Source organism: Aeromonas sp. QDB63, from assembly GCF_027707425.1.
Taxonomy (GTDB): Bacteria; Pseudomonadota; Gammaproteobacteria; order Enterobacterales; family Aeromonadaceae; genus Aeromonas; species Aeromonas caviae.
Genome location: NZ_JAPCIS010000005.1, coordinates 201,273 through 222,027, shown reverse-complemented (window position 1 = coordinate 222,027; position 20,755 = coordinate 201,273). Strand labels below are relative to the sequence as shown.

Annotated in this window: 16 protein-coding genes, 3 tRNA genes and 4 pseudogenes; 15 read left to right on the top strand and 8 right to left on the bottom strand. The window is 58.0% G+C overall.

All coding sequences use genetic code 11. The features are described from left to right. Positions 1 to 243: 243 nt before the first annotated feature. The 3 genes and pseudogenes from PG879_RS05990 to PG879_RS05980 form a co-directional block, all read right to left on the bottom strand. On the bottom strand, positions 244 to 1,191 hold the full coding sequence (locus PG879_RS05990) for an IS30-like element ISAs2 family transposase (protein WP_043171239.1): 948 nt from the start codon (positions 1,189 to 1,191) through the stop codon (positions 244 to 246). A 90-nt stretch (positions 1,192 to 1,281) separates the two neighbouring features. After that, positions 1,282 to 2,244 (bottom strand): IS5 family transposase, encoded by a 963-nt coding sequence (locus PG879_RS05985; protein WP_270829911.1) that lies wholly within the window; start codon positions 2,242 to 2,244, stop codon positions 1,282 to 1,284. Positions 2,245 to 2,296: 52 nt separating this feature from the next. Next, a pseudogene (locus PG879_RS05980) lies at positions 2,297 to 3,099 on the bottom strand (IS3 family transposase); the annotation flags it as partial. Between PG879_RS05980 and PG879_RS05975 the strand changes: the two are divergent. The 14 genes and pseudogenes from PG879_RS05975 to PG879_RS05905 all read left to right on the top strand — a co-directional run. After that, positions 3,099 to 3,522 (top strand): annotated as a pseudogene (locus tag PG879_RS05975) (ISAs1 family transposase); the annotation flags it as partial. The pseudogenes PG879_RS05980 and PG879_RS05975 overlap by 1 nt on opposite strands. 258 nt (positions 3,523 to 3,780) lie before the next feature. Next, the gene (locus PG879_RS05970; RefSeq protein ID WP_024941327.1) at positions 3,781 to 4,425 is read left to right on the top strand and encodes a LuxR C-terminal-related transcriptional regulator; all 645 of its coding nucleotides are present in this window, start codon (positions 3,781 to 3,783) and stop codon (positions 4,423 to 4,425) included. After that, positions 4,425 to 4,862, top strand: coding sequence for a curli production assembly/transport protein CsgE (locus tag PG879_RS05965; protein ID WP_024941328.1), 438 nt, complete (start codon positions 4,425 to 4,427; stop codon positions 4,860 to 4,862). Before PG879_RS05970 ends, PG879_RS05965 begins: the two co-directional genes overlap by 1 nt. Before the next feature lie 11 nt (positions 4,863 to 4,873). Beyond that, positions 4,874 to 5,272 carry a curli assembly protein CsgF gene (locus PG879_RS05960; RefSeq protein WP_024941329.1) on the top strand — a complete coding sequence of 133 codons (399 nt, stop codon included), beginning with the start codon at positions 4,874 to 4,876 and terminating at the stop codon, positions 5,270 to 5,272. Positions 5,273 to 5,279: 7 nt separating this feature from the next. Next, positions 5,280 to 6,134, top strand: a complete 855-nt coding sequence (locus tag PG879_RS05955; protein WP_041204616.1) for a CsgG/HfaB family protein — start codon at positions 5,280 to 5,282, stop codon at positions 6,132 to 6,134. A 265-nt stretch (positions 6,135 to 6,399) separates the two neighbouring features. Then, the gene (locus tag PG879_RS05950; RefSeq protein WP_005895593.1) at positions 6,400 to 6,921 is read left to right on the top strand and encodes a hypothetical protein; all 522 of its coding nucleotides are present in this window, start codon (positions 6,400 to 6,402) and stop codon (positions 6,919 to 6,921) included. 34 nt (positions 6,922 to 6,955) lie between these two features. After that, a complete protein-coding gene (locus PG879_RS05945) occupies positions 6,956 to 8,530 on the top strand; it encodes a curlin (protein WP_024941331.1) in 1,575 nt (524 codons plus the stop codon). 179 nt (positions 8,531 to 8,709) lie between these two features. Continuing rightward, positions 8,710 to 9,018: a curli-like amyloid fiber formation chaperone CsgH gene (csgH, locus tag PG879_RS05940; protein ID WP_129146543.1), complete on the top strand. Its 309-nt coding sequence runs from the start codon at positions 8,710 to 8,712 to the stop codon at positions 9,016 to 9,018. An 83-nt stretch (positions 9,019 to 9,101) separates the two neighbouring features. Beyond that, positions 9,102 to 10,697 (top strand): annotated as a pseudogene (gene uvrA / locus PG879_RS05935) (excinuclease ABC subunit UvrA); the annotation flags it as partial. Between the two features lie 562 nt (positions 10,698 to 11,259). Next, entirely contained in the window at positions 11,260 to 12,189 is a 930-nt protein-coding gene (locus PG879_RS05925; RefSeq protein WP_024941334.1) for an IS1595 family transposase, read from the top strand. Positions 12,190 to 12,244: 55 nt separating this feature from the next. Further along, positions 12,245 to 12,679: pseudogene (locus PG879_RS05920) on the top strand (helix-turn-helix domain-containing protein); the annotation flags it as partial. A 16-nt stretch (positions 12,680 to 12,695) separates the two neighbouring features. Then, on the top strand, positions 12,696 to 13,049 hold the full coding sequence (locus tag PG879_RS05915) for a hypothetical protein (RefSeq protein WP_024941335.1): 354 nt from the start codon (positions 12,696 to 12,698) through the stop codon (positions 13,047 to 13,049). 347 nt (positions 13,050 to 13,396) lie between these two features. After that, on the top strand, positions 13,397 to 13,981 hold the full coding sequence (locus tag PG879_RS05910; protein WP_024941336.1) for a class I SAM-dependent methyltransferase: 585 nt from the start codon (positions 13,397 to 13,399) through the stop codon (positions 13,979 to 13,981). Then, complete coding sequence (locus tag PG879_RS05905) at positions 13,978 to 16,548, top strand: DEAD/DEAH box helicase family protein (protein ID WP_041204617.1); 2,571 nt, start codon at positions 13,978 to 13,980, stop codon at positions 16,546 to 16,548. The genes PG879_RS05910 and PG879_RS05905 overlap by 4 nt, the downstream gene beginning before the upstream one ends. Before the next feature lie 123 nt (positions 16,549 to 16,671). Here PG879_RS05905 and PG879_RS05900 read toward each other — a convergent pair whose 3' ends face one another. The 4 genes from PG879_RS05900 to PG879_RS05885 all read right to left on the bottom strand — a co-directional run bounded on the left by PG879_RS05900 (position 16,672) and on the right by PG879_RS05885 (position 18,439). Beyond that, positions 16,672 to 17,889: a J domain-containing protein gene (locus PG879_RS05900; protein ID WP_041211539.1), complete on the bottom strand. Its 1,218-nt coding sequence runs from the start codon at positions 17,887 to 17,889 to the stop codon at positions 16,672 to 16,674. 160 nt (positions 17,890 to 18,049) lie between these two features. Then, a tRNA-His gene (locus tag PG879_RS05895) sits at positions 18,050 to 18,125 on the bottom strand. 124 nt (positions 18,126 to 18,249) lie between these two features. After that, positions 18,250 to 18,326 (bottom strand) — tRNA-Arg (locus PG879_RS05890). A 36-nt stretch (positions 18,327 to 18,362) separates the two neighbouring features. After that, positions 18,363 to 18,439 (bottom strand) — tRNA-Pro (locus PG879_RS05885). 203 nt (positions 18,440 to 18,642) lie between these two features. Here PG879_RS05885 and folD point away from each other — a divergent pair. Continuing rightward, positions 18,643 to 19,500 carry a bifunctional methylenetetrahydrofolate dehydrogenase/methenyltetrahydrofolate cyclohydrolase FolD gene (gene folD / locus PG879_RS05880; RefSeq protein ID WP_010674955.1) on the top strand — a complete coding sequence of 286 codons (858 nt, stop codon included), beginning with the start codon at positions 18,643 to 18,645 and terminating at the stop codon, positions 19,498 to 19,500. Positions 19,501 to 19,584: 84 nt separating this feature from the next. Here folD and PG879_RS05875 read toward each other — a convergent pair whose 3' ends face one another. Beyond that, positions 19,585 to 20,748, bottom strand: a complete 1,164-nt coding sequence (locus PG879_RS05875; RefSeq protein WP_270829908.1) for a trans-sulfuration enzyme family protein — start codon at positions 20,746 to 20,748, stop codon at positions 19,585 to 19,587. Positions 20,749 to 20,755 lie beyond the last annotated feature (7 nt).

Sequence of the window (20,755 nt, the reverse complement as noted above, 5' to 3'; positions counted from 1 at the left end):
ACTGGTAACCCATTGATATTAAATGACTAAAATTTTCATTTTTTGTTCGTGGGATACTTGTTCGCACTTTCCCTAGGTCGATTTTTGACTCGGCCCTTTTCTAAAATTGCCCCATTTTCTTCAAAAATCAGGCTTTATAACCATTTTCACCCCCTTTCTGGGGGTATTCCCCGATTTTAGGTAGATCTTTCCTGTGCCCTTATCAATTGATCCGCGAATTCAACTTCGAAGTGCGACACTCGCCTATGCCGCCTGACGGTACTCTTCGAATACCTTGACAGGCTGCCTGAATCCGAGACATTTCCGAGGTCGTAGGTTGAGCCACTGCTCCGCTCTCCTGACATCCTCGTCCGTGACCTCTCTCAGGTCTGTTCCCTTTGGGATAAACTGCCTCAACAGCCCATTGCTGTTCTCGTTCAGACCGCGCTCCCACGAAGAGTAAGGGTGCGCAAAGTAAGTCTCGGCACCCAGCGCTTCCTCTATCGCCTTGTGTTCGGCAAACTCGCCGCCGTTGTCAAAGGTGATAGTATGCACCTGCTCGATGTAGGGCGTTAACATCTCGATTATCGCATCCCGCACCACCCCAGCCTGTTTGCTCGCGACCCGCTTGACCAGATAGAGCCGGCTCTTGCGCTCCACCAGGGTGACCAGTGCACCTGTGCCTTGCTTGCCCAGCACCGTGTCCGCCTCCCAATCACCGAGCCGCTCCCGGCTATCGACGATAGCCGGCCGTTCATCAATAGAGCGGGCTTCCTTGATGGGAGAACGCAGGCTGCTCGCCCCCTTGCGGTAGCGCTTGTGGCCCTGGCGCAGATGGCGGTACAACTGGCCACCCCGGGCTTTGTCGGCGGCCACATGGCGGTATATCCACTCGTGACTCACCATGAGGCCTATCTGCTTGCCCACCGTGCTTATCTGCTCCGGGCTCCACCACCAGGCGAGTGTCAGCTCGACAAACTGGATGACATCGGCAGATAGCCGAGATTTGGCCGCACTGGCCCGTCGGTGGGTGGCGTGCTGATGCGCATTGTCTGGCTGGTAGCCCTGCGGCCCGGCGTTACGACGCAGCTCCCGGTAGAGGGTGGAGCGATGAACGCCAATGGCGCGTGCGGTGGCAAGGATGGACATCCCCTGTGCGCGAAGCACCGATAACTGGTATCGTTGCCCCTCGGTCAACTGCTGATAGCTCATGGTGATACTGCTTATACTTTGGCGAGCAGAAGGGTACCACCAATCAGCAGTTGGCCACCTCTCGCCATTCATCCATGAGTGTCGCACTTATTATCTGAATTCCCGATCCACTCGGAACAGGTTCGCCAGCGTAAACAGCATCGCCAATTGATTGTCGTTCTTCATCAGCCCCTTGTACCGCGCTTTGACGAAGCCAAACTGACGCTTGATGAGCCGGAATGGGTGTTCAACCTTGGCTCGGATGCTGGCCTTGAGTCTTTCAAACTGGATAACGGCCTTGTTCTTGCGCGGACGTTGTTTGAGCGCTTTGACCTTGCCTGGGCGTTCGGTAATGGCCCATTCGACCTTTACCCCAGCCAACTCCTCACGCTTGGGTGCCCCTTGGTAACCGGCATCACCAAACACAAATTCCTCCTTCCCGTGCAGCAGATTGCCGGCTTGATTGAGGTCGTGCTCATTGGCCGCGGTGGTTGCCAGGCTATGGGTCAGGCCGCTTTTGGCATCGACGCCGATATGGGCCTTCATGCCAAAGTGCCACTGGTTGCCCTTCTTGGTTTGGTGCATCTCGGGGTCGCGCTGCTGGCGCTTGTTTTTGGTCGAACTGGGGGCCTCGATGATAGTGGCATCAACCAAGGTCCCCTGAGTCATCATGATGCCGGCGTCAGAGAGCCACTGATTGATGGACTCGAAGAGCTGGCGAGCCAGTTGGTGCTGCTCCAGCCGATGGCGGAAGTTCATGATGGTGGTACGGTCAGGGATAGCTTGGTCGAGGGAAAGCTTGGCAAAGAGGCGCATGGAGGCAATCTCGTAGAGCGCGTCCTCCATCGCTCCGTCACTGAGGTTGTACCACTGCTGGATGCAGTGGATACGCAACATGGTCTCCAGCGGATAGGGGCGACGACCATTGCCGGACTTGGGATAAACGGGCTCAATCACGGCCAGCATTCTTGACCAGGGCCGCAACGCCTCCATACGGGCAAAGAACGCTTCTTTTCGAGTTTGACGGCGTTTGCTGTGGAACTCGCTGTCGGCAAATGTCAATTGATGAGTCACGTTGAGCTTCGTCCCTGATGCCAAAATGATGTGGCGATGATCTCACATCAAGGACTTGTTCGCACCTTCCCCAGCGTTTGAGCTCCTCGCTGATGTATTCCGGACCGTTATCACAGCGGATGGCCGCCGGTTTGCCACGCCACGCTATCACCTGCTCCAACGCCCGTTTGACCCGCGAGGCGGGAAGCGAAAAATCGACTTCGATACATAACGCTTCCCGGTTGAAATCATCTATCACATTGAACAACCGCACCGAGCGTCCATCGGACAGCTGGTCATGCATGAAGTCCATCGACCAGCAGGTATTGGGTTTTGCAGGAACCGCCAACGCCGCCGGTTTTGCACGCACCAGCCGTTTCCTGGGTTTTATCCGCAGGTTGAGCTCCAGTTTCCGATAAATCCGGTACACCCGCTTGTGGTTCCAGCCAAACCCTTTGACGTTGCGCAAATAGAGGAAGCAGAGCCCGAAGCCCCAGTTGCGCTGGCTGGCTGTGATGCGCAGCAGCCAGTCGGCGATGAGCTGGTTCTCTTCGGCCAGTACCGGTTGGTAGCGATAGCAGCCTTCGCTGACCCCGAACACCCGACAGGCGAGCCGGATGGAGAGGGCGCAGTGAGCGACCGCCTGGGTGGCCATCTCCCGGCGGGTAGATGGCGTCACCACTTTATTGCCATGGCCTCCTGGAGGATGTCGGCTTTGAGGCGCTCCTCGGCATACATCTTCTTGAGGCGGCGATTTTCCTCCTGGAGGTCCTTGAGACGAGCCATGAGGGAGGCGTCCATGCCGCCGAACTTGGCGCGCCACTTGTAGAAGGTGGCGCTGCTGATGCCATGCTCGCGGCATAGCTCGGGGATGGGTGGCGGCGGGCGAGTTGGCCGCCCAGTTTCCTCATTGGGAACAGTTGCACAGCATTGGCGTGGCCATCTCTTATCGCATTGAAAACATGAAAAAAGCCACCCTTGAACATCACTACTTCATCTGTTCAAAAACGCTGGAGCGGGATGAGTTTTCTCGGGCGGTGCGTGGGCACTGGGCCATCGAAAATAGCCTGTACTGGGTACTTGGTACTGGATGTCACGATGGGCGAGGATGATTGCCCAATCTATCGGGGTGATGCGGCAGAGATTTTAGCGTGCATCCGGCACATGGGGCTGAACATGCTCAGGGCCGAGACTTCACGTAAGGCGAGCGTAAGACGGAAGCAAAAAATAGCAGGAATGAGCAGCGAATATCTGGAAACGGTACTCAATGCGGGCCTGAAAAAATTGGGTGAATTTTAACAAAATGTTCACGCTCTCACCCTGGGGCTAAAGGTATAATGACAGTTGGCATATCGATGTCTCATTGCTGCCCCCCCCTAAATGGGGTGGATCATAGATCATTGTATTTTCTACAAAAAAAATTTTCCATCGAGTTTTAATGACGTCTAATGCTTTTTTAATGCTGTATAAAAACCGGTGTTTGATACTCTCTTGCGACCATTATTGGCGAATAAAAACTATTCAAGCCGATAGGCACACAGTTCAAGGAAGAGCTCCATGACGACAGAGATTCCATTGGTACTCGTGACCGAAGGCAATGTTCAGGCGACGACCTTCACCACCTACCTGATGGCCCAACTCGGTGAACCAATACGCCTGATTAGCCATCCCGATCAACTATTGGCTATCGAGAATTGCAACCTGTTCCTGATCGATCTGGACTATCTCAAGTCGAGCCAGCAGTTTGGCTGGAGCCGGGATATAGCCGCCTTCGAATCGGCCAGCACGATATTACTCAATGCGCCGACCAGCACGAATCGCGATCTGCTGCTGCTGTGGCCCAATACCAGCGGTCTCTTCTTTCGTCAGGATCCCTTGGATCACTTGGTAGCCGGTATCAAGAAGGTGATGCTGGGGGAGTTTTGGATCCCGCGTCATCTGATGTGCGAGCTGGTCCATTATTACCGACAGGGCATGGAGCCAGCCCAACGCAGCCAGAATCTGCTGACGGTCCGAGAGCGCGAGATCATTCGCTATTTGATGACGGGAGCCTCCAATACCGAGATAGCTGACACCCTGTTTGTCAGCGAGCACACCATCAAGTCCCACCTTTATAACGTCTTCAAGAAGTTGAACGTCAAGAATCGGTTGCAAGCCGTGAGCTGGGCTAAAGATTACCTCGATATGACGAGCTCCTACTGATGCGAACTTGGCTGCTCTGTCTCTGGTTGATCTCTGGTGCCCTAGCTGCCAATGAAGGGGATGCCAACACGCCTCTGGAATCGCTGCAACCCGAGCAGGAGAGCGACAGGATAGAGATTGGGGGTCTGGTGATAGACCGTACCTTCACCCGTTTCGGTCAGGTTTTTTATCATCACTTCAGCCGATTGCGAGAGGACGAGGATCCGAATGCGCGGGAGAACATCACCATACATGAGCGGCCGACTGCGCGCTGGGGCAGCCTGATCTGGATCACCCACAATCGCAAGGTGCTGTTTAGGACGGCCCTCTCCCCGGTGCGCAGTCAGGGAGAAGCTGCAGCGCAGCAGGCCTGGGTCCAAGTGAACGAAATTTTACAACAGCAGAAGGTCGCCATCCTGTTCATGGATACCTTCGATCTGGAACACGATGAACTATAAGGATATAGCATATGTGCTCACGCCTCCTGCTTCTGGCACTGACGGTCAGCATGACCGCTTCTGCCTCCGAGCTTATCTATCGGCCTACTAACCCCAGCTTTGGCGGTAACCCGCTCAACAGCAGTCATCTGCTGGGCACGGCTAACGCCCAGAACGACTACAAGGATCCCTCCACTGGCAGCAGCAGCGGCACCTCGGCTCTGGACAGACTCACCTCCAGTCTGCAATCGCGGCTGGTGAGCCAACTGCTGGCCGACATCGGCAAGGATGGCAGTCAAAGCGGTAGCCTGGTCACCGACGAGTTTGCGATCAATGTGGTGGATGAGGATGGCACTCTTGCCGTTTCCATTACCGACAGATCGACGAATGAAACCACCATGATAGAAGTGAATGGCCTGATCGCCGACTGAGGACGTTATGACAAGGACACCGTTATTTACCGCCCTGCCTTTGCTCGCCATTCTGTTTGCTCTGGGGGGGTGTGCTACCCATATAGGCTCTCCCGAGGCGGATGAGAAGGCGACCCTGATGCCGAGATCCATCTCCTACAAAGAGTTGATCAGCCTGCCCAAACCCAAGGGCAAGATAGTGGCCGCCGTCTATGATTTTCGCGATCAGACCGGTCAGTATCTGCCAGCCCCAGCCTCCAACTTCTCCACCGCAGTGACCCAGGGTGGGGTCGCCATGCTGAGCACGGCGCTATGGGACTCCCAGTGGTTCGTGCCTCTGGAGCGGGAAGGGCTGCAGAACCTGCTGACCGAGCGCAAGATAGTGCGGGCCACGCAAAACAAACCCAATGTGCCCGGCAATAATCAGCATCAATTACCCTCTCTGGTGGCGGCCAATATCCTGATCGAAGGGGGCATAGTGGCCTATGACAGCAATGTGCGTACCGGCGGTGCCGGGGCCAAGTACTTCGGCATAGGGGCGAGTGGCGAATACCGGGTCGATCAGGTGACCGTCAATCTGAGGGCCGTCGATATCCGCTCCGGCCGGATTCTCAACAGCGTCACCACCTCCAAGACCATCTTGTCCCAGCAGGTGCAGGCCGGAGTGTTCCGTTTCGTCGAGTACAAGCGCTTGCTGGAGGCCGAGGCGGGCTTTAGCACCAACGAACCGGTACAGATGTGCGTCATGTCTGCCATCGAATCGGCGGTGATCCGGCTCATTGCCAACGGGGTGCGAGACAACCTCTGGCAGCTGGCCGATGCGCGGGACATGGAAAACCCCATACTGCAGGGTTATCTGCAAGACAGCGCCCCCATCCTCTAGTCGAGGCAGCGTCGCTAGTTTCTATCTATCGCTTGCCCCTTTCAGCTCCTCTCCACAGGCCCATCATGGGCCTGTTTTCATGGTCTATCCCCCCTCCATCCCTTGGCGCGACACCTGCAAAAAAGAGGCATGGCTCAGCTTGACCTCAGCCTTTTCTACCAGACAAACCCTGGATCCGAATCAGCCTCGAATCAGCTGTGTGCCTGATGGCCCTGGCCCGGGGGGCTGGGGATACTGGACCCGCACTTCAAAAAGGTAATCACAGATGAAATACCTGAATCCCGTCCTGCTGATCATGAGTCTGCTAGGCCTGCCCGCATTGGCGCAGGACCTGGCTTCCCTGAGTGAACTGGGTCAGGGCAACGAGCTTGAGCTGGTTCAGCGGGGGGAGGGCAACCAGGCCCACCTCTGGCAGCTTGGCTCGGATAACGAATTGCAGCTCAGCCAGTCAGGCAATGACAACCAGATCCGCCTGATGCAACAGGGCCAGCAGCAGCAACTGCGACTGGATCAAGTCGGCGACAACAACTGGGTAGATGCGGTCCAGCTCGGAGTTGGCAACAGCGCCGAGCTCTACCAGGCCGGTATCGGCAACCAGATCTGGCTGTGGCAACAGGGGATGGACAACCAGGCCTGGATCAGCCAGAGCGGATATGACAACAGGGCACGGGCCGTTCAGCTCGGTGATGGCAACTTGGCCAGCATAGAGCAAAACGGCTCCGGCCTATCGGCCACCGTCATTCAGACGGGCGCCAACCAGCAAGTGAGAGTAGTTCAAACCAACTGAGCCCAGGCTCACACCAAAGCACGAGAGGGAAATCATGTTCAAACGTACCATCATCGCCTCTGCCGTATTACTGGCTACTTCCAGCGTCTGGGCGGCTTCCGCCAACAACCAGGCGACCGTCGCCCAGACCGGCAACAACAACTTGGCCACCGTCGAGCAGATCGATAGCAGCAACCACAATCAGGCGAGTATCAGCCAGATTGGTGCCGACAACGAAGCGAAGACCATCCAGAAAAACACCAGCCAGTCCGAAGCCAGTGTGGCTCAGGTCGGGGCAGGCAACGATGCCCTGGTGACCCAGGAGTCCAGCACCGCAGGATCCGTCGCCCAGGTGGCAAGCACAGGCAACTTCAACGTCGCGACCGTGACCCAGCAGGTGTTCAACGAAGGCTCCCACGCCTCCGTGGCCCAGGTCGGCAACCACAACAGTGCCGACGTGATGCAGGATAACGGTGATGGTGCCAGCTCCACCGTGAGTCAGGTTGGCAACAACAACGATGCCAGCATCAACAACTATTGGTCCGATAAAGCCATCGCCAACGTCAGCCAGCTTGGCAACAGTCACGAAGCCAGCGTTTCCCAGCAGATTGCCGATGGTGCCGAAGCTCAGGTGGCCCAATCCGGTCAGTTGAACAAAGCCACCGTCACTCAGGCCACCAATAATTATGGTTACGCCTATCCGGAGGGGACTCTGGCAAAGGTGACTCAATCGGGTAGCGGCAACGAGGCCCTGGTCGACCAGCGCGATCTCGATAACAAGGCTTATGTCACCCAGAGCGGTGTCGATGGCTATGTGAAGACGGCGCAGTCTGGCTCTGCGGCCGGTGAGGGCAACACCCTGACCGCCAATCAGGCTGGTACCAACGAGAGCGCCACCCTGACCCAGGTTGGCAACCGTAATGAGATCGAAACCAGCCAGACTGGCCGTGACGATGCATTGACCATCGATCAGCTGGGCGATGACAACTTGGCCACTGCCTATCAGGGCGGTGTCGGTGAGCAGAGCTCCATCACCCAGGTGGGTGACGGTAACCTGGCCGATACCGAGCAGAGAGGGTCGGGCAACCAGGCCAGTGTCGATCAGATGGGTGACGGCAACCAGGCCGTGGTCAAGCAGCTGGCGAGCAGCACCGCTGGCGTGGTGACCATAGATCAGAGCGGTGATGACAACTACGCCAACGCGGTGCAGGAAGCGGGCAGCAACAACCAGATCGCCATCGACCAGCAAGGGGATCGCAACCAGGTGGCGGCCGCGCGTGATGTGCAAGGCAAAGGCGCCTGGACCTGGGGTTCAGACAACGAGCTGACCGTGGCCCAGACCGGCAACGACAACTGGGCCTATGCCGATGCGTCCCACTCCGGCTCTACCGTGACCGTGACCCAGACCGGCGACCTGAACAACGCCTCTGTCGAGTCCTACCTGGGTAGCGACAACGATCTGACCGTCAGCCAGACCGGCAACAACCATGTGGCCGACGTCTATGTCAACGCCGGTATGAATGGCGGTGGCAACCTGGTCGATGTGGTACAGACTGCGAGCTTCAACACGGCTCAGGTCGATGTCTATGGCAGCAACAACCACGCCTATGTTTATCAGGGCGGCAACTGATGATTTGCACATTCGGGGGCCTGCGGGCCCCTTTTTTATTGGTGCGAACCCGGGACTGGCTGGCTGGTCCATGCCATCAGACCACTCCCCTGCACCGGCGGCTAGTGATGCTGCTCCTATGGCTCAGCTTGTCTCCCTCGGGATGGGCGGGCGAGTCAGAACCGGCCAAGGAGGCCAAGGTGATCCCCAAGATAAGCCTCAATGTCCAACAGGGGCCGACCGGCCTCTCCCTGGCCCCTACCCTGCAAAGCGACCAGTCGGGGGCCGTTACCTTTGCCCTGGATCTCTGGAGCCAGGGGGCGGGGGGGCGCAGTCATCAGCGCCAGAGCGGGGGGGCCGAACTGGTCGCCAACCGGCCCCATGGCGTGGGACGACTGAGTCTGGGACTGGCTTGTCCCTATCAGGCAAGAATACGGTTGCAGCTGTGGCAGGGGGCCTTGTTGCTGAGCGAGATCGACCAGACATTCGAGTGCCCCTCATCTCCATGATTTCCCGTCTGGACTGTCTATTCATCCAGTAGTCTCTATGCCATACTGGCCCGCTCTGGTTACCGTATCGAGCGCGCAACAAGATGGAAAAAATCGTGATCCGGGGTGCCCGCACCCACAACCTCAAGAACATCAATCTGACTCTTCCCCGCGACAAGCTGATCGTGGTCACCGGCCTCTCTGGCTCCGGCAAGTCTTCTTTGGCGTTCGATACCCTCTATGCCGAAGGCCAGCGCCGTTATGTGGAGTCCCTCTCCGCCTATGCCCGCCAGTTCCTCTCCCTGATGGAGAAGCCGGATGTGGATCATATCGAGGGCTTGTCGCCGGCCATCTCCATCGAACAGAAGTCTACGTCTCATAACCCGCGTTCGACCGTCGGCACCATCACCGAAATTTATGACTATCTGCGCCTGCTGTTTGCCCGGGTGGGTGAGCCTCGCTGCCCCACCCATGCCATACCGCTCGCCGCCCAGACCATCAGCCAGATGGTGGATCAGGTGTTGGCTCAGCCAGAAGGCAGCAAGCTGATGCTGCTGGCGCCCGTGGTGCGCGATCGCAAGGGGGAGCACAGCAAGCTGCTGGAGAACCTGGCGGCTCAGGGTTATATCCGTGCCCGCATCGATGGCGAGGTGTGTGACCTCTCGGATCCCCCCAGCCTGGAGCTGCACAAGAAGCACACCATCGAAGTGGTGGTCGACCGTTTCAAGGTGCGCGAGGATCTGGCCCTGCGCCTCGCCGAGTCCTTCGAGACGGCCTTGACCCTCTCCGGCGGCATCGTGCTGGTGGTGCCCATGGACGGGGAGGAGGGGGTTGAACCCATGACCTTCTCGGCGAATTTCGCCTGCCCCGAGTGCGGTTACTCCATGTCGGAGCTCGAACCGCGGATCTTCTCCTTCAACAACCCAGCCGGTGCCTGCCCCACCTGCGACGGCCTGGGTGTGCAGCAGTACTTCGATCCCGCCAAGCTGATCCACGATCCGAGCCAGAGCCTGGCAGGGGGCGCCATCCGTGGCTGGGACAAGCGCAGCTTCTATTACTTCCAGATGCTGAAATCCCTCGCCGAGCACTATCAGTTCGATCTGGAGCTCCCTTGGGGGGATCTGCCCGCCAAGGTGCAGGAAGTATTGCTGCGGGGCTCGGGCAAAACCGAGATCGAGTTCCGCTACATGAACGACCGTGGTGATGTGGTGGTGCGCAAGCACCCCTTCGAGGGGATCTTGCACAACATGGAGCGCCGCTACCGGGAAACCGAATCCAACTCGGTACGCGAAGAGCTCTCCAAATACATCGCCAACAAGTCCTGCACCAGTTGCGGCGGCAGCCGTTTGCGGGAGGAGGCGCGTCACGTATTCGTCGATAACCGCAACCTCTCCGCCATCGCCGAACAATCCATCGGCGATGCGCTGGCCTTCTTCGAGGGGCTGGCGCTCACCGGCCAGCGTGCCCAGATAGCGGACAAGATCCTCAAAGAGATCGTCGAGCGGCTCGGTTTTCTGGTCAACGTGGGCCTCAACTATCTGAGCCTGTCCCGCAGCGCCGAGACCCTCTCCGGCGGCGAAGCCCAGCGCATCCGCTTGGCGAGCCAGATAGGTGCCGGTCTGGTGGGGGTCATGTATGTGCTGGATGAGCCCTCCATCGGCCTGCACCAGCGGGACAACGAGCGCTTGCTCAAGACCCTCAGGGGATGGTCAGCATGCGGGCTCCCCCTCTGATTTCAAATGTTAGAAAGTTCAAGAGCGAAACAGTCGTCCCATCATGTTGACTTTCCTAGGGAAGGTGCGAATAAGTGGGTAGCACCTTCCTCTTTGATTGCTAGGTCGATTTTTGACTCGGCCCTTTTCTAAAATTGCCGGTAATCCCCCATATTCAGGGGCATTCAAAAGTAGAGGTCAGGCGGCCCGCGCCAGGTGCTGCTTTGGCGTGTAGCCACCCAGCGCCATATTAGGCCGCTCATGGTTATAAACCCATTGCCATTGCGTGGCAAATTCCTGCAATTCATCGCTGAGAATCCCATTCTGCAATGCCCAAGCAGCCTGTATGAAGTCGCCAAGCAGCTGAATGCTTGGTGTGAAAGCTGAATAGGTTGGTGGTGTGGTAAAATTACAACATCGTAGGGGAAGGCGCAGAGGTCGATGCCACTTTATGTCAGCTTATGGGTAAATTTTACCTGATTACCCATGATTAGCAGTCAGTTACCACGAACTATACTGATCTTACGTACAGTTATCGAGGTGCGAGATCATGGCCAAAAGCAAAATCCAATTCCAGAAAGGCTACAGCCTGTTTGAGTTTCTCAAGGACTATGGCACTGAGGCTCAGTGCGAAAACGCGCTGTTCACTTGGCGTTTTCCTAACGGCTTTGTCTGCCCTGAATGTGCCAACAAGACCTGTTGTCGCCTGAGAAGGCGGCCACGTGTGTGGCAATGCAATCACTGCCGTCACCAGATGTCATTGACTGGAAACACGATTTTCGCAAACACCAAGCTCCCACTGACCAAGTGGTTTCTGGCAATGCACCTGTTGTCACAAACCAAAACAGGCTTGTCAGCAATGGAGCTAAAGCGCCAGTTGGGCGTCAAATATGACACCGCCTGGATGCTCAAGCACAAGCTGCTGCAAGCCATGAAAGAGTCCGATGACAAGCAGCCCATCAGCGGCATCATTCAGCTCGATGATGTCTACTGGGGTGGCGAGCGCCGTGGTGGCAAACGGGGTCGGGGCGCGGCAGGCAAGACGCCGTTTGTGGCAGCAGTGGCCCTGAACAAGGAAGGACATCCAATCAAGATGCGGATGACGGTGGTCGATGGTTTCAAAACCAAGTCCGTTGCTGATTGGGCAAAACGGCATATTGCCAGTGGTAGCGCGGTGATATCCGATGGATTGGCCTGTTTCAAAGCGGTCAAGGAGGCCAATTGTGAGCACCTGGGTGTTGTCACCGGGGGCAACCTGGACTGGCTGGATCATCCGGCATTCAACTGGGTAAACACGATGATAGGAAATGTGAAAAACTCGCTGCGGGGCAGTTGCCATACGCTCGGAGCGAAGCATTTACCAAGGCATCTTGCGGAATACTGCTTCCGGTTTAATCATCGTTTTGACCTCAAGAGCATGTTGGTTGAATTGGGGCATGCAGTCGTGGCTGTCACCGCCGATGTAAAAATGACCCACTAACGCCGGAGTAAAGTTGACCCACCTGGGCCAAGATCGTGGCTTTTGAGCCACGCCCATGTTGACCCAGGAGTTATCAGTGGAAATCAGAGTGTTGGCCCGTCAGGGCATGAGCATCCGGGCTATCGCCCAGCAATTGCGGGTGTCCCGTAACACGGTTCGCAAGTATCTGCGCAACCCGGGCCTGCCAATCTATCCCAACCGAGCAGCCCGACCAACCAAGCTCGATCCTTTTAAACCCTATCTGCAAGCGCGTATCCAGGTAGCGAAGCCACACTGGATCCCGGCGACGGTTCTGCTCAGGGAACTGCGAGAGCATGGTTACACTGGCGGGCTCTCCCAGCTCAAGGCCTGGTTATCGCCTCTGCGCCATGACGCCTCTGGCACCATCGTCCGTTTTGAAACGGCCCCCGGTAAACAGATGCAGGTCGATTTCACCATTATCCGCCGCGGCAATCGGCCTCTAAAGGCCTTTGTTGCTACCCTGGGATTTAGAGAGCAGCAAGCATATGGACAGCAGTGCCAATCAGCTAGGCCTGCTCTCCACCAATGTCCGTTCTGCCGCCGATCTACTGGGGCAGCGCTTGGAACAAGTGACACAACAAATTGAGCAAGCCGGTAGCCAAAATGCTGCACTTACTGATCAACTCAAGCAACAAGCCGAAATGCTGGCCAGATTGCAAGATGGCCTGCTGCAGGGAGCGGAGCGGTTCGAACAGGCTGCCAGTGAGGCTCGCCATGGCTTTGTTGAGATGAAGCAAACGCAGCAACAATTCCTGACAGGGGTGAGAACCGAATTCAATGCCTTAGGGAAGGTGCGAATAAGTCATATGGCACGAGAGCATTTACTGGTAACCCATTGATATTAAATGACTAAAATTTTCATTTTTTGTTCGTGGGATACTTGTTCGCACTTTCCCTAGTTTCACACAGCTCGTTGCTGACTCCAACAAAGAGCCCGTAGAACGTACGATGCTTATCGCCGGTTTATTGGGGCGCGAACCGGCCTCAAGCCATCCAAGTGTAAATTCGTAGTGAAGATTCTACTTGTCCAAGAGCAGATCACTCTGGTCGCTGCAATCAGTGGGAAGATAATCAAGGTGCCAGTTGGTCTTCCCGTACTGCGGATTGTCTGAAATGGCGCTGACTCGATTTTTTTACCCCTATCTCTCTGTTAATCTTGGCGTTTTCTGCTAGGTGCCTGCTTACTATGTCTATCGATTACTACAACCAACACGCCGATAGCTTCGTCGAAGGCACGCTGTCGGTCGATATGCAACCGCTTTACCAGCGCTTCTTGCCTCTGCTCGCCGCCGGCGCTCATATCGTCGATGCGGGCTGCGGCTCTGGGCGGGACAGCCTGTATTTCCATCAGCAAGGTTTTCGGGTCACAGCCTTCGATGCCAGCGCGGAGCTGGCCCTGCGTGCCGAGCGCCTGCTTGGTCAGCCGGTGCAACTGTGCCGTTTCGAGCAGTTTGTGGCTCCCGTGCCGGTCGATGCCATCTGGGCCTGTGCCAGTCTGCTGCATGTTCCCCGCGCCGAATTGGATGCCGTAATGGCCCATCTGTGCCAGCAACTCGCCGACGGTGGTCTGCTCTATTGCTCGTTCAAATATGGGGTAGACGAGACCGAGCGCGATGGCCGAGCCTTCACCCAGTTGGATGAGGCGGGGCTGCACGCCCTGATCACGCCGTTGCCGCTGAGCGAGGTCGAGACTTGGCTGACGGCGGATCGACGCCCCGGCCGCGAGCAGGAGCGTTGGCTTAACGCCATCGTGCGCAAGGTCGGGTCATGAGTGCACCCGTGCTCATCAGCGGGGGAGAGGCGGGGGATCCGGAGTTCAACGATCCCCTGTTGCCACATCTGCTGGACGCCATCGCCCGTTGTGGCGAGGGTAGCCGCATCGAGTTGTGTGTCTCCTTTATTCGCCAAAGCGGGCTGGTGCTGTTGCGCGGTGCCCTGCACGAGGCGTTGGCGCGAGGAGCACGGCTTCGGGTGATCACCTCGGACTATCTGGAGGTGACTCAGCCGGTGGCGCTGCGCGAGTTGCTTAAATTTGATCCCGCTCGCTCTTGCGCGCTGATCTACCAGAGTCAGGGCAATCGCGGCTTTCACCTCAAGTCCTATCTGTTTGTCCAGCACGCAGCCCAGTATCTAGGCGAGCAAGTTGGCCAGGAAGGGTCGCCAGCGGTGCTCGGTGGCCAGGCGTTTCTCGGCTCCAGCAATATCTCTGCCGCCGCCCTCACCGAGTCGCTGGAGTGGAACTGGTCGCTCAGGGCTGAGCCGAGCGGCCCCAGCGAGCCGCATCACAGCCTGCGTCAGCTCGCGGCTCAAATCGATCGGCTGGCGCAAGACGCGCGGGTCGTGCCCCTTACCCACGACTGGATCGATGGCTACCTCGCTCGCTATCGGCAGAGCGCGCTGCGGGAGTTGCGGGTGCTCACTGGGGATCATCGCAGCAGCGCTGAGCAGCTGCGTGAAGCCCCCATCCCCAACAGCGTGCAGCAAGAGGCGCTGATGGCGCTGCAAGCCGCGCGGGCACAGGGGCATAAACGGGGTGTGGTGGTCATGGCGACCGGCCTTGGCAAGACTTGGCTCGCGGCTTTTGATGTGCGCCAGATGCAGGCGGCCCGCCTGCTGTTTGTTGCCCATCGGGAGGAGATCCTGACCCAAGCGCGCCAGACCTTCTTGCACATGGTGCCGCGGGCAAATTCGGGCCTCTATCATGGTCAGCAGCAGGATGAGGCCGACTGGCTGTTTGCCTCCATCCAGACCCTGGGCAAGAGTCAGCATCTGCTGCGCTTTGCACCGGATCACTTCGATTACGTGGTGGTCGATGAGTTTCATCATGCCGCCTCACCCTCCTACCGGCGCTTGCTAAACCACTTCAAGCCCCGCTTCCTGCTCGGGCTGACCGCGACCCCTGACCGCACCGATCAGGCCGATATTCTGGCGCTGTGCGACAACAATCTCGTCTTTGAACGGGGGCTGGCCCTCGCCATCGAGCAGAAGATGCTGGTGCCGCTCACCTATCACGGCATTTTGGATGACACCGTCGACTATGCCGCGCTGCCTTGGCGCAACGGTCAGTTTGACCCCCATGCGCTGGAGAGTGCCTTCGCCAGTCAGAAGCGGGCTCAGCACGCCCTTAGCCAGTGGCGACGTTTACGCCAGCAGCGCACGCTGGCCTTCTGCATCTCGACCCGTCATGCCGATTTTATGGCCAGCGTCTTCCAGCAAGCCGGTGTGCGGGCGATAGCCGTCTATGCGGGCTCCCGCCAGGGGCGACAAGCCGCCCTGGAGCAACTGGCCGCCGCCGAGCTTGATATCATCTTCTCGGTAGATTTGTTCAACGAAGGCACCGACTTGCCCGCCATCGATACCGTGCTGATGCTGCGCCCCACCGAGTCGCGCATCGTGTTCCTGCAACAGTTGGGGCGGGGCTTGCGCCTCTATCAAGGCAAAGAACGCCTGGTGGTGATCGATCTGGTGGGCAATCACAAGGCGTGTCTCTACAAGCCCCAGCTGCTGCAAACGCAATTGACCCGCCCACCAACGCACGCAAACAGGGCGATGCCGCTGGCGGCAGGTTGTTTTATCAATCTGGATCCCAAGCTGCTTCCGCTGCTGGCGCTGTTAAAAAAGCAGCAGAAACCGACTCTGATTGAGACCTATCAGACCCTCAAAGAGCACCTCGGCTATCGCCCCACCGCGCGGCAAACCTGGGCAGTCCGGCTGGGTGAGCAACTGCGTTTCGATACCCAAAAACAGGGGGGCTGGTTTGAGCTGCTCGCCCAAGCGGGCGATCTGGGGGAGGAGGAGCTGCGCGTGCTGAACCGGCACGGCGACTTTCTGCGTTCGGGGGTGGAGCACACCGCGCTCACCAAGAGTTTCAAGTTGATCCTGCTATTGGCGCTGCTCGAACTCGACGGCCTGCGTGAGCCACCCACCTTGGCGGCGCTGGCCAGCCACTCCCGTTACCTGTTTGAGCGGCATCCCGAGCTGGCCCGCCTCGATCTACCGGTCAAGCAGCAAGCCCTGAGCGCCGACAGCCCGGCTTGGCTCAGTTACTGGAAGAGCAATCCGATCAAGTTCAGCAGTGGCGGCAATCCAGGCGCCAAGGGGGAGTACTGGTTCGAGGTAAGGGAGGATCGCTTCTGCCCACGCTTCGCGGTGAGTGAGGAGGATATCGATCCTCTGCATCGCATGGTGCAAGAGCTGCTGGACTTGCGTCTGGCCCAATATCAGCAGCGCAAAATCGCATCGGCAGCCGCCATTTCCCCTGAGCCCTTCACAACTATCCACGATGAGGAACAGGCGCTGGCGCCTGATGCCAAAGCGCGTCAGGTGACCCTGATTTAAGGCTGGCTATCCGATAGCACGATCAGTGTAAAAACAAGCAGTGTAAAAACCAGCAGCGTGAAAGCAATCAAGGCGCCAGTGGCGCCTTGATTGTTTGGGGAGATGGTCGGTCAGCGCTGGCCGTTACCGAAACAGCCATTCCATATCGTCCTCTTCCTCACGCCACCTTATTTGCTGCTGATCCCAGCGGGCCGCCAGATAGGGTTTGAGGGTCTGCAGGGTGGTGATCTCGGCCAGCTGGGCAGTCAGGTGGTCGATATCACGCAGCAAATAGTCCCGATGTTCGGCAAAGGCCTGCTCGGTCTTTTTCTTGGATGATTGCTTGAATTTGTGCAGCACCGCGCCCATTAGCCCGTCTTGCCCGCCGTAGTAGCTGACTTCGAGCTCGCGTAGCTGGCGTTTCAGCATCGGGTTGAGGTAAGCGAGGTTCTCGTCACTGAGCAGGTTATCGAACTCGGGTAGGTGAGCGTGGGCCAGCTGTAACAGGGTGAACATCTCTTTGTTTTCCCAAGCCTGACTGAGTTGGCCCATGATGCGGGTCTTTTCCGCCTGCATGGCGGGGTCGGGTTCCCGATCCGGGTGCAGCGCCAGGGCGAGCTTGCGATAGAGCTGCTTGAGGCTGGATTTGCTGAACAGCTGTTCGATGCGCATCTCTTCCTCTTGCTCACGACGGGTGCGCGTGTGGGCAAAAGCATCTTGCTGCTCAGCGCCGAAGGGGGACTCATCGGCAAACAACTCATCATCGTCGAAGAGGGCATCCTCTTCCTCACCAGCGGTGTCACTCCCGTTGGCCATTTTCTGCTTCGCCGCGTTTATCAGGTACTCGTGCAACAGAGCGGGGTTTTTGACCATATCGCGCAAGGTGTCGATGTCTTCGGGGCAGTGACCACAAGTTTCCATCAGCATATGGGTAAGTTCATCACACTGATAGTCGAGCTGTTCGTCATCCATGTGCAGGGCGGTATTGGTTTGGATTTGGTGATAGAGGGGGGCCAAATCCATCTCGCCACGAAACGGATTGGACTCGAGATAGTTGATGAGATCGTGGATCCAGTGGTGCAAGGTCTCCCGTTGCCACTGGGTAAAGCTCTTGCGAGCCGTAAAGTCGGTCAGTCGCTTGGTGAGGGCAAAGATGAGCTCGCATTGTTGACGCTCAAGGGGTTCGATGTCGCTGGTGAAGCGCTGATAGATATCGCGGCCGTTGAGGGTTTGCTTGTCGATTTTTGCCTGTAGCTTTTCGAGCGCTTGCCAGTTGCGGTGGAAGAGATCGAGGGCGGGGTTACCCGTCGTGGGGGAGGGCTGGCGAGCGGGCTGCTTGCGAGCTGGATTACGAAGAGACATAGGCCGCCTCCATAGGCGTTATTTTGTTCGCTAAAACAAAAAAACCGGCGCGGGGCCGGTTTATCGCCGCGCATAAATAGCGCGAAGTCTGCCTTGCAGATGAGTTGCTGGCCATATTAAAGCCTTTCTTACGCAACAGATAGCAACAACAGAGAAATAATGGGGTGGCTGATGGGGCTCGAACCCACGACAACCGGAATCACAATCCGGGACTCTACCAACTGAGCTACAACCACCACTGAAATCATCGCCATTTTGTGTCTGCCAAGGCCTGGCCAAGGTCATCCTGAGATAATCTGCCGAATGGACGATAAGTCACACTCTTCATTAATAACTCAATGATTTAAAACACATTTTAAATGGCGCGCCCTGCAGGATTCGAACCTGCGACCCACGGCTTAGAAGGCCGTTGCTCTATCCGACTGAGCTAAGGGCGCGTTGTATCAAGAAATCCGGGGATTTCCCGATGAACCTGGTCGGTGATAAAGGATTCGAACCTTTGACCCTCTGGTCCCAAACCAGATGCGCTACCGGGCTGCGCTAATCACCGAAAATTCGCCATCCAGCATACCTTCGGCGGCACCACTGGGCAACGGGCGGGCATCATACCCAAGCGCCAAAGTCAGCGTCAACGACTTTTTCCACCAGTAAATTCAAGTGCCTACTTATTGCCCTCCCTGCGAGAGCCGCTAACACCCGCGCCAAAAAAATGCGACAATGCGCCGCAGTTGAACACATGGTGAGTGAAGAACGATGTCTGCCAAAATCATTGATGGAAAACAGGTTGCGCAAACGATTCGCAATCAGGTCGCCGCGCAAGTCCAACAGCGGTTGGCGCAGGGGAAACGGGCACCGGGTCTGGCGGTGATCCTGGTGGGGCTGGATCCGGCCTCCCAAGTCTATGTGGGCAGCAAACGTCGCGCTTGTGAAGAGGTGGGATTTGTCTCCCGCTCCTATGACCTCAGCGCCACGGCGACACAAGCGGAGCTGCTGTCCCTGATCGACCAGCTCAACGAGGATCCGGAAGTAGACGGCATCCTGGTGCAGTTGCCCTTGCCGGCCCACTGCGATACCACCCAGGTGCTGGAGCGCATTCGTCCCGACAAGGACGTTGATGGCTTCCATCCCTACAACGTGGGTCGTCTGGCCCAGCGGATCCCGGCGCTGCGACCCTGCACCCCCAAGGGGATCATGACCCTGATCGAGACCACAGGCGTCAAGACCCATGGTCTGCATGCGGTGGTGGTCGGGGCTTCCAACATCGTGGGGCGCCCCATGACGCTGGAGCTGCTGCTGGCCGGTTGCACCACCACCACCTGTCACCGCTTCACCCAGGATCTGGAGACCCAGGTGCGCCGGGCCGACTTGCTGGTCGTGGCGGTGGGCAAGCCCAACTTCATTCCGGGGGAGTGGGTCAAACCCGGTGCCCTGGTGATCGACGTGGGCATCAACCGCCTTGCGGACGGCTCCCTGGTGGGAGATGTGGAGTATGAAACCGCGCGCAATCACGCCGCCTTCATCACGCCGGTACCGGGGGGCGTGGGCCCCATGACGGTCGCCAGCCTGATGGAGAACACCCTGAGCGCCTGCCAGGATTACCACGACGCCTGATGAGGGCGACGGGCAGAAAAGAGAAAGGGAAGGCATTGCCTTCCCTTTTTTTATTGCGTCACTCCCCCGGATCGCTACTGGATATCAGAGGAGGGCCAGGGCAGCGGCCAGATCGGCAATCAGATCGTCGGCGTCTTCCACCCCGATGCTGAAGCGGATGAGATCGTCATTGACTCCGGCGGCGAGGCGGCTCGCCTCGTCCATGGCGGCGTGGGTGGTGCTGGCCGGATGGCAGGCCAGGCTCTCGAGATCGCCGAGGCTCACCGCCTGCACGAAGAGTTGCAGGTTGTCGAGCAGGGTGGCGCAGCGCTCAAACCCGCCTTCCAGCTCGATGCTCACCATGCCGCCAAAGCCGCTGGCGAAGGCGCCGAGGGCATCGTGGCCCGGATGGCTGACAAGGCCCGGGTAGATCACCTTCTTCACCGCCGGGTGGGCATCCAGGAACTCGGCCACCTTCTGGGCGTTGTGCAGGTGGGCATCCATGCGCAGGGGAAGGGTCTTGACCCCCCGTTGCAGCAGGTAGGCCTCCTGCGGGCCGATGGGAGAGCCGATGTGCTTGAGGGCCACGGTGCGAATCGACTTCATCAGCTCATGACGACCCGCCACCACCCCGGCGATGATGTCGCCGTGACCGCCCAGATACTTGGTGCCGCTGTGCATGACGATGTCGATGCCAAGCTCGAGCGGGCGCAGCAGATAGGGGGTGAGGAAGGTGTTGTCACACACCGTGATGGCACCTACCTTGCGGGCCGCCTCCACCACCACCCGCGGATCCACCACCTTGAGGGTGGGATTGGTCAGGGTTTCAAAGAGTACCACCTTGGTGGCGGGGCGGATGTTGGCCAGCAGCGCCTGATCGCTCTCGTAGGCGGTGATCTTGATGCCGGCGCGGCTGAAGGTCTGCTTGAGGAAGGCATCGGTGCCGCCGTAGAGGGGGCCGATATAGGCCACTTCATCACCGCTGTCGGCCAGGGCATACATGATGGCACTCACCGCCGCCATGCCGCTTGCCACCACCAGTGCCTCATCTGCACCTTCGAGGGCTGCCAGCTTCTGCTCCAGCTCGGCGGTGGTGGGGTTGCCAAAGCGGCTGTAAATGAAGCCGGGGGCTTGACCTGCGAAGCGCTCCTTGCCCGCCTGGGCGTTGAAGTAGCTGAAGGTGCTGCTCTGGTAGAGCGGGGTGGTGAGGGCGCCGGTCTGGGGATCGATCCGCTGGCCGCTGTGCACGCTCATGGTCTTGAATTTCATTTTTGTA

Bases quoted from the DNA above. Each gene is read 5' to 3' on its own strand.
- PG879_RS05990 (WP_043171239.1), bottom strand. From the start codon at position 1,191: ATGAGCTATCAGCAGTTGACCGAGGGGCAACGATACCAGTTATCGGTG.
- PG879_RS05970 (WP_024941327.1), top strand. From the start codon at position 3,781: ATGACGACAGAGATTCCATTGGTACTCGTGACCGAAGGCAATGTTCAG.
- PG879_RS05965 (WP_024941328.1), top strand. From the start codon at position 4,425: ATGCGAACTTGGCTGCTCTGTCTCTGGTTGATCTCTGGTGCCCTAGCT.
- PG879_RS05960 (WP_024941329.1), top strand. From the start codon at position 4,874: ATGTGCTCACGCCTCCTGCTTCTGGCACTGACGGTCAGCATGACCGCT.
- PG879_RS05955 (WP_041204616.1), top strand. From the start codon at position 5,280: ATGACAAGGACACCGTTATTTACCGCCCTGCCTTTGCTCGCCATTCTG.
- PG879_RS05950 (WP_005895593.1), top strand. From the start codon at position 6,400: ATGAAATACCTGAATCCCGTCCTGCTGATCATGAGTCTGCTAGGCCTG.
- PG879_RS05945 (WP_024941331.1), top strand. From the start codon at position 6,956: ATGTTCAAACGTACCATCATCGCCTCTGCCGTATTACTGGCTACTTCC.
- PG879_RS05925 (WP_024941334.1), top strand. From the start codon at position 11,260: ATGGCCAAAAGCAAAATCCAATTCCAGAAAGGCTACAGCCTGTTTGAG.
- PG879_RS05915 (WP_024941335.1), top strand. From the start codon at position 12,696: ATGGACAGCAGTGCCAATCAGCTAGGCCTGCTCTCCACCAATGTCCGT.
- PG879_RS05910 (WP_024941336.1), top strand. From the start codon at position 13,397: ATGTCTATCGATTACTACAACCAACACGCCGATAGCTTCGTCGAAGGC.
- PG879_RS05905 (WP_041204617.1), top strand. From the start codon at position 13,978: ATGAGTGCACCCGTGCTCATCAGCGGGGGAGAGGCGGGGGATCCGGAG.
- PG879_RS05900 (WP_041211539.1), bottom strand. From the start codon at position 17,889: ATGTCTCTTCGTAATCCAGCTCGCAAGCAGCCCGCTCGCCAGCCCTCC.
- folD (WP_010674955.1), top strand. From the start codon at position 18,643: ATGTCTGCCAAAATCATTGATGGAAAACAGGTTGCGCAAACGATTCGC.
- PG879_RS05875 (WP_270829908.1), bottom strand. From the start codon at position 20,748: ATGAAATTCAAGACCATGAGCGTGCACAGCGGCCAGCGGATCGATCCC.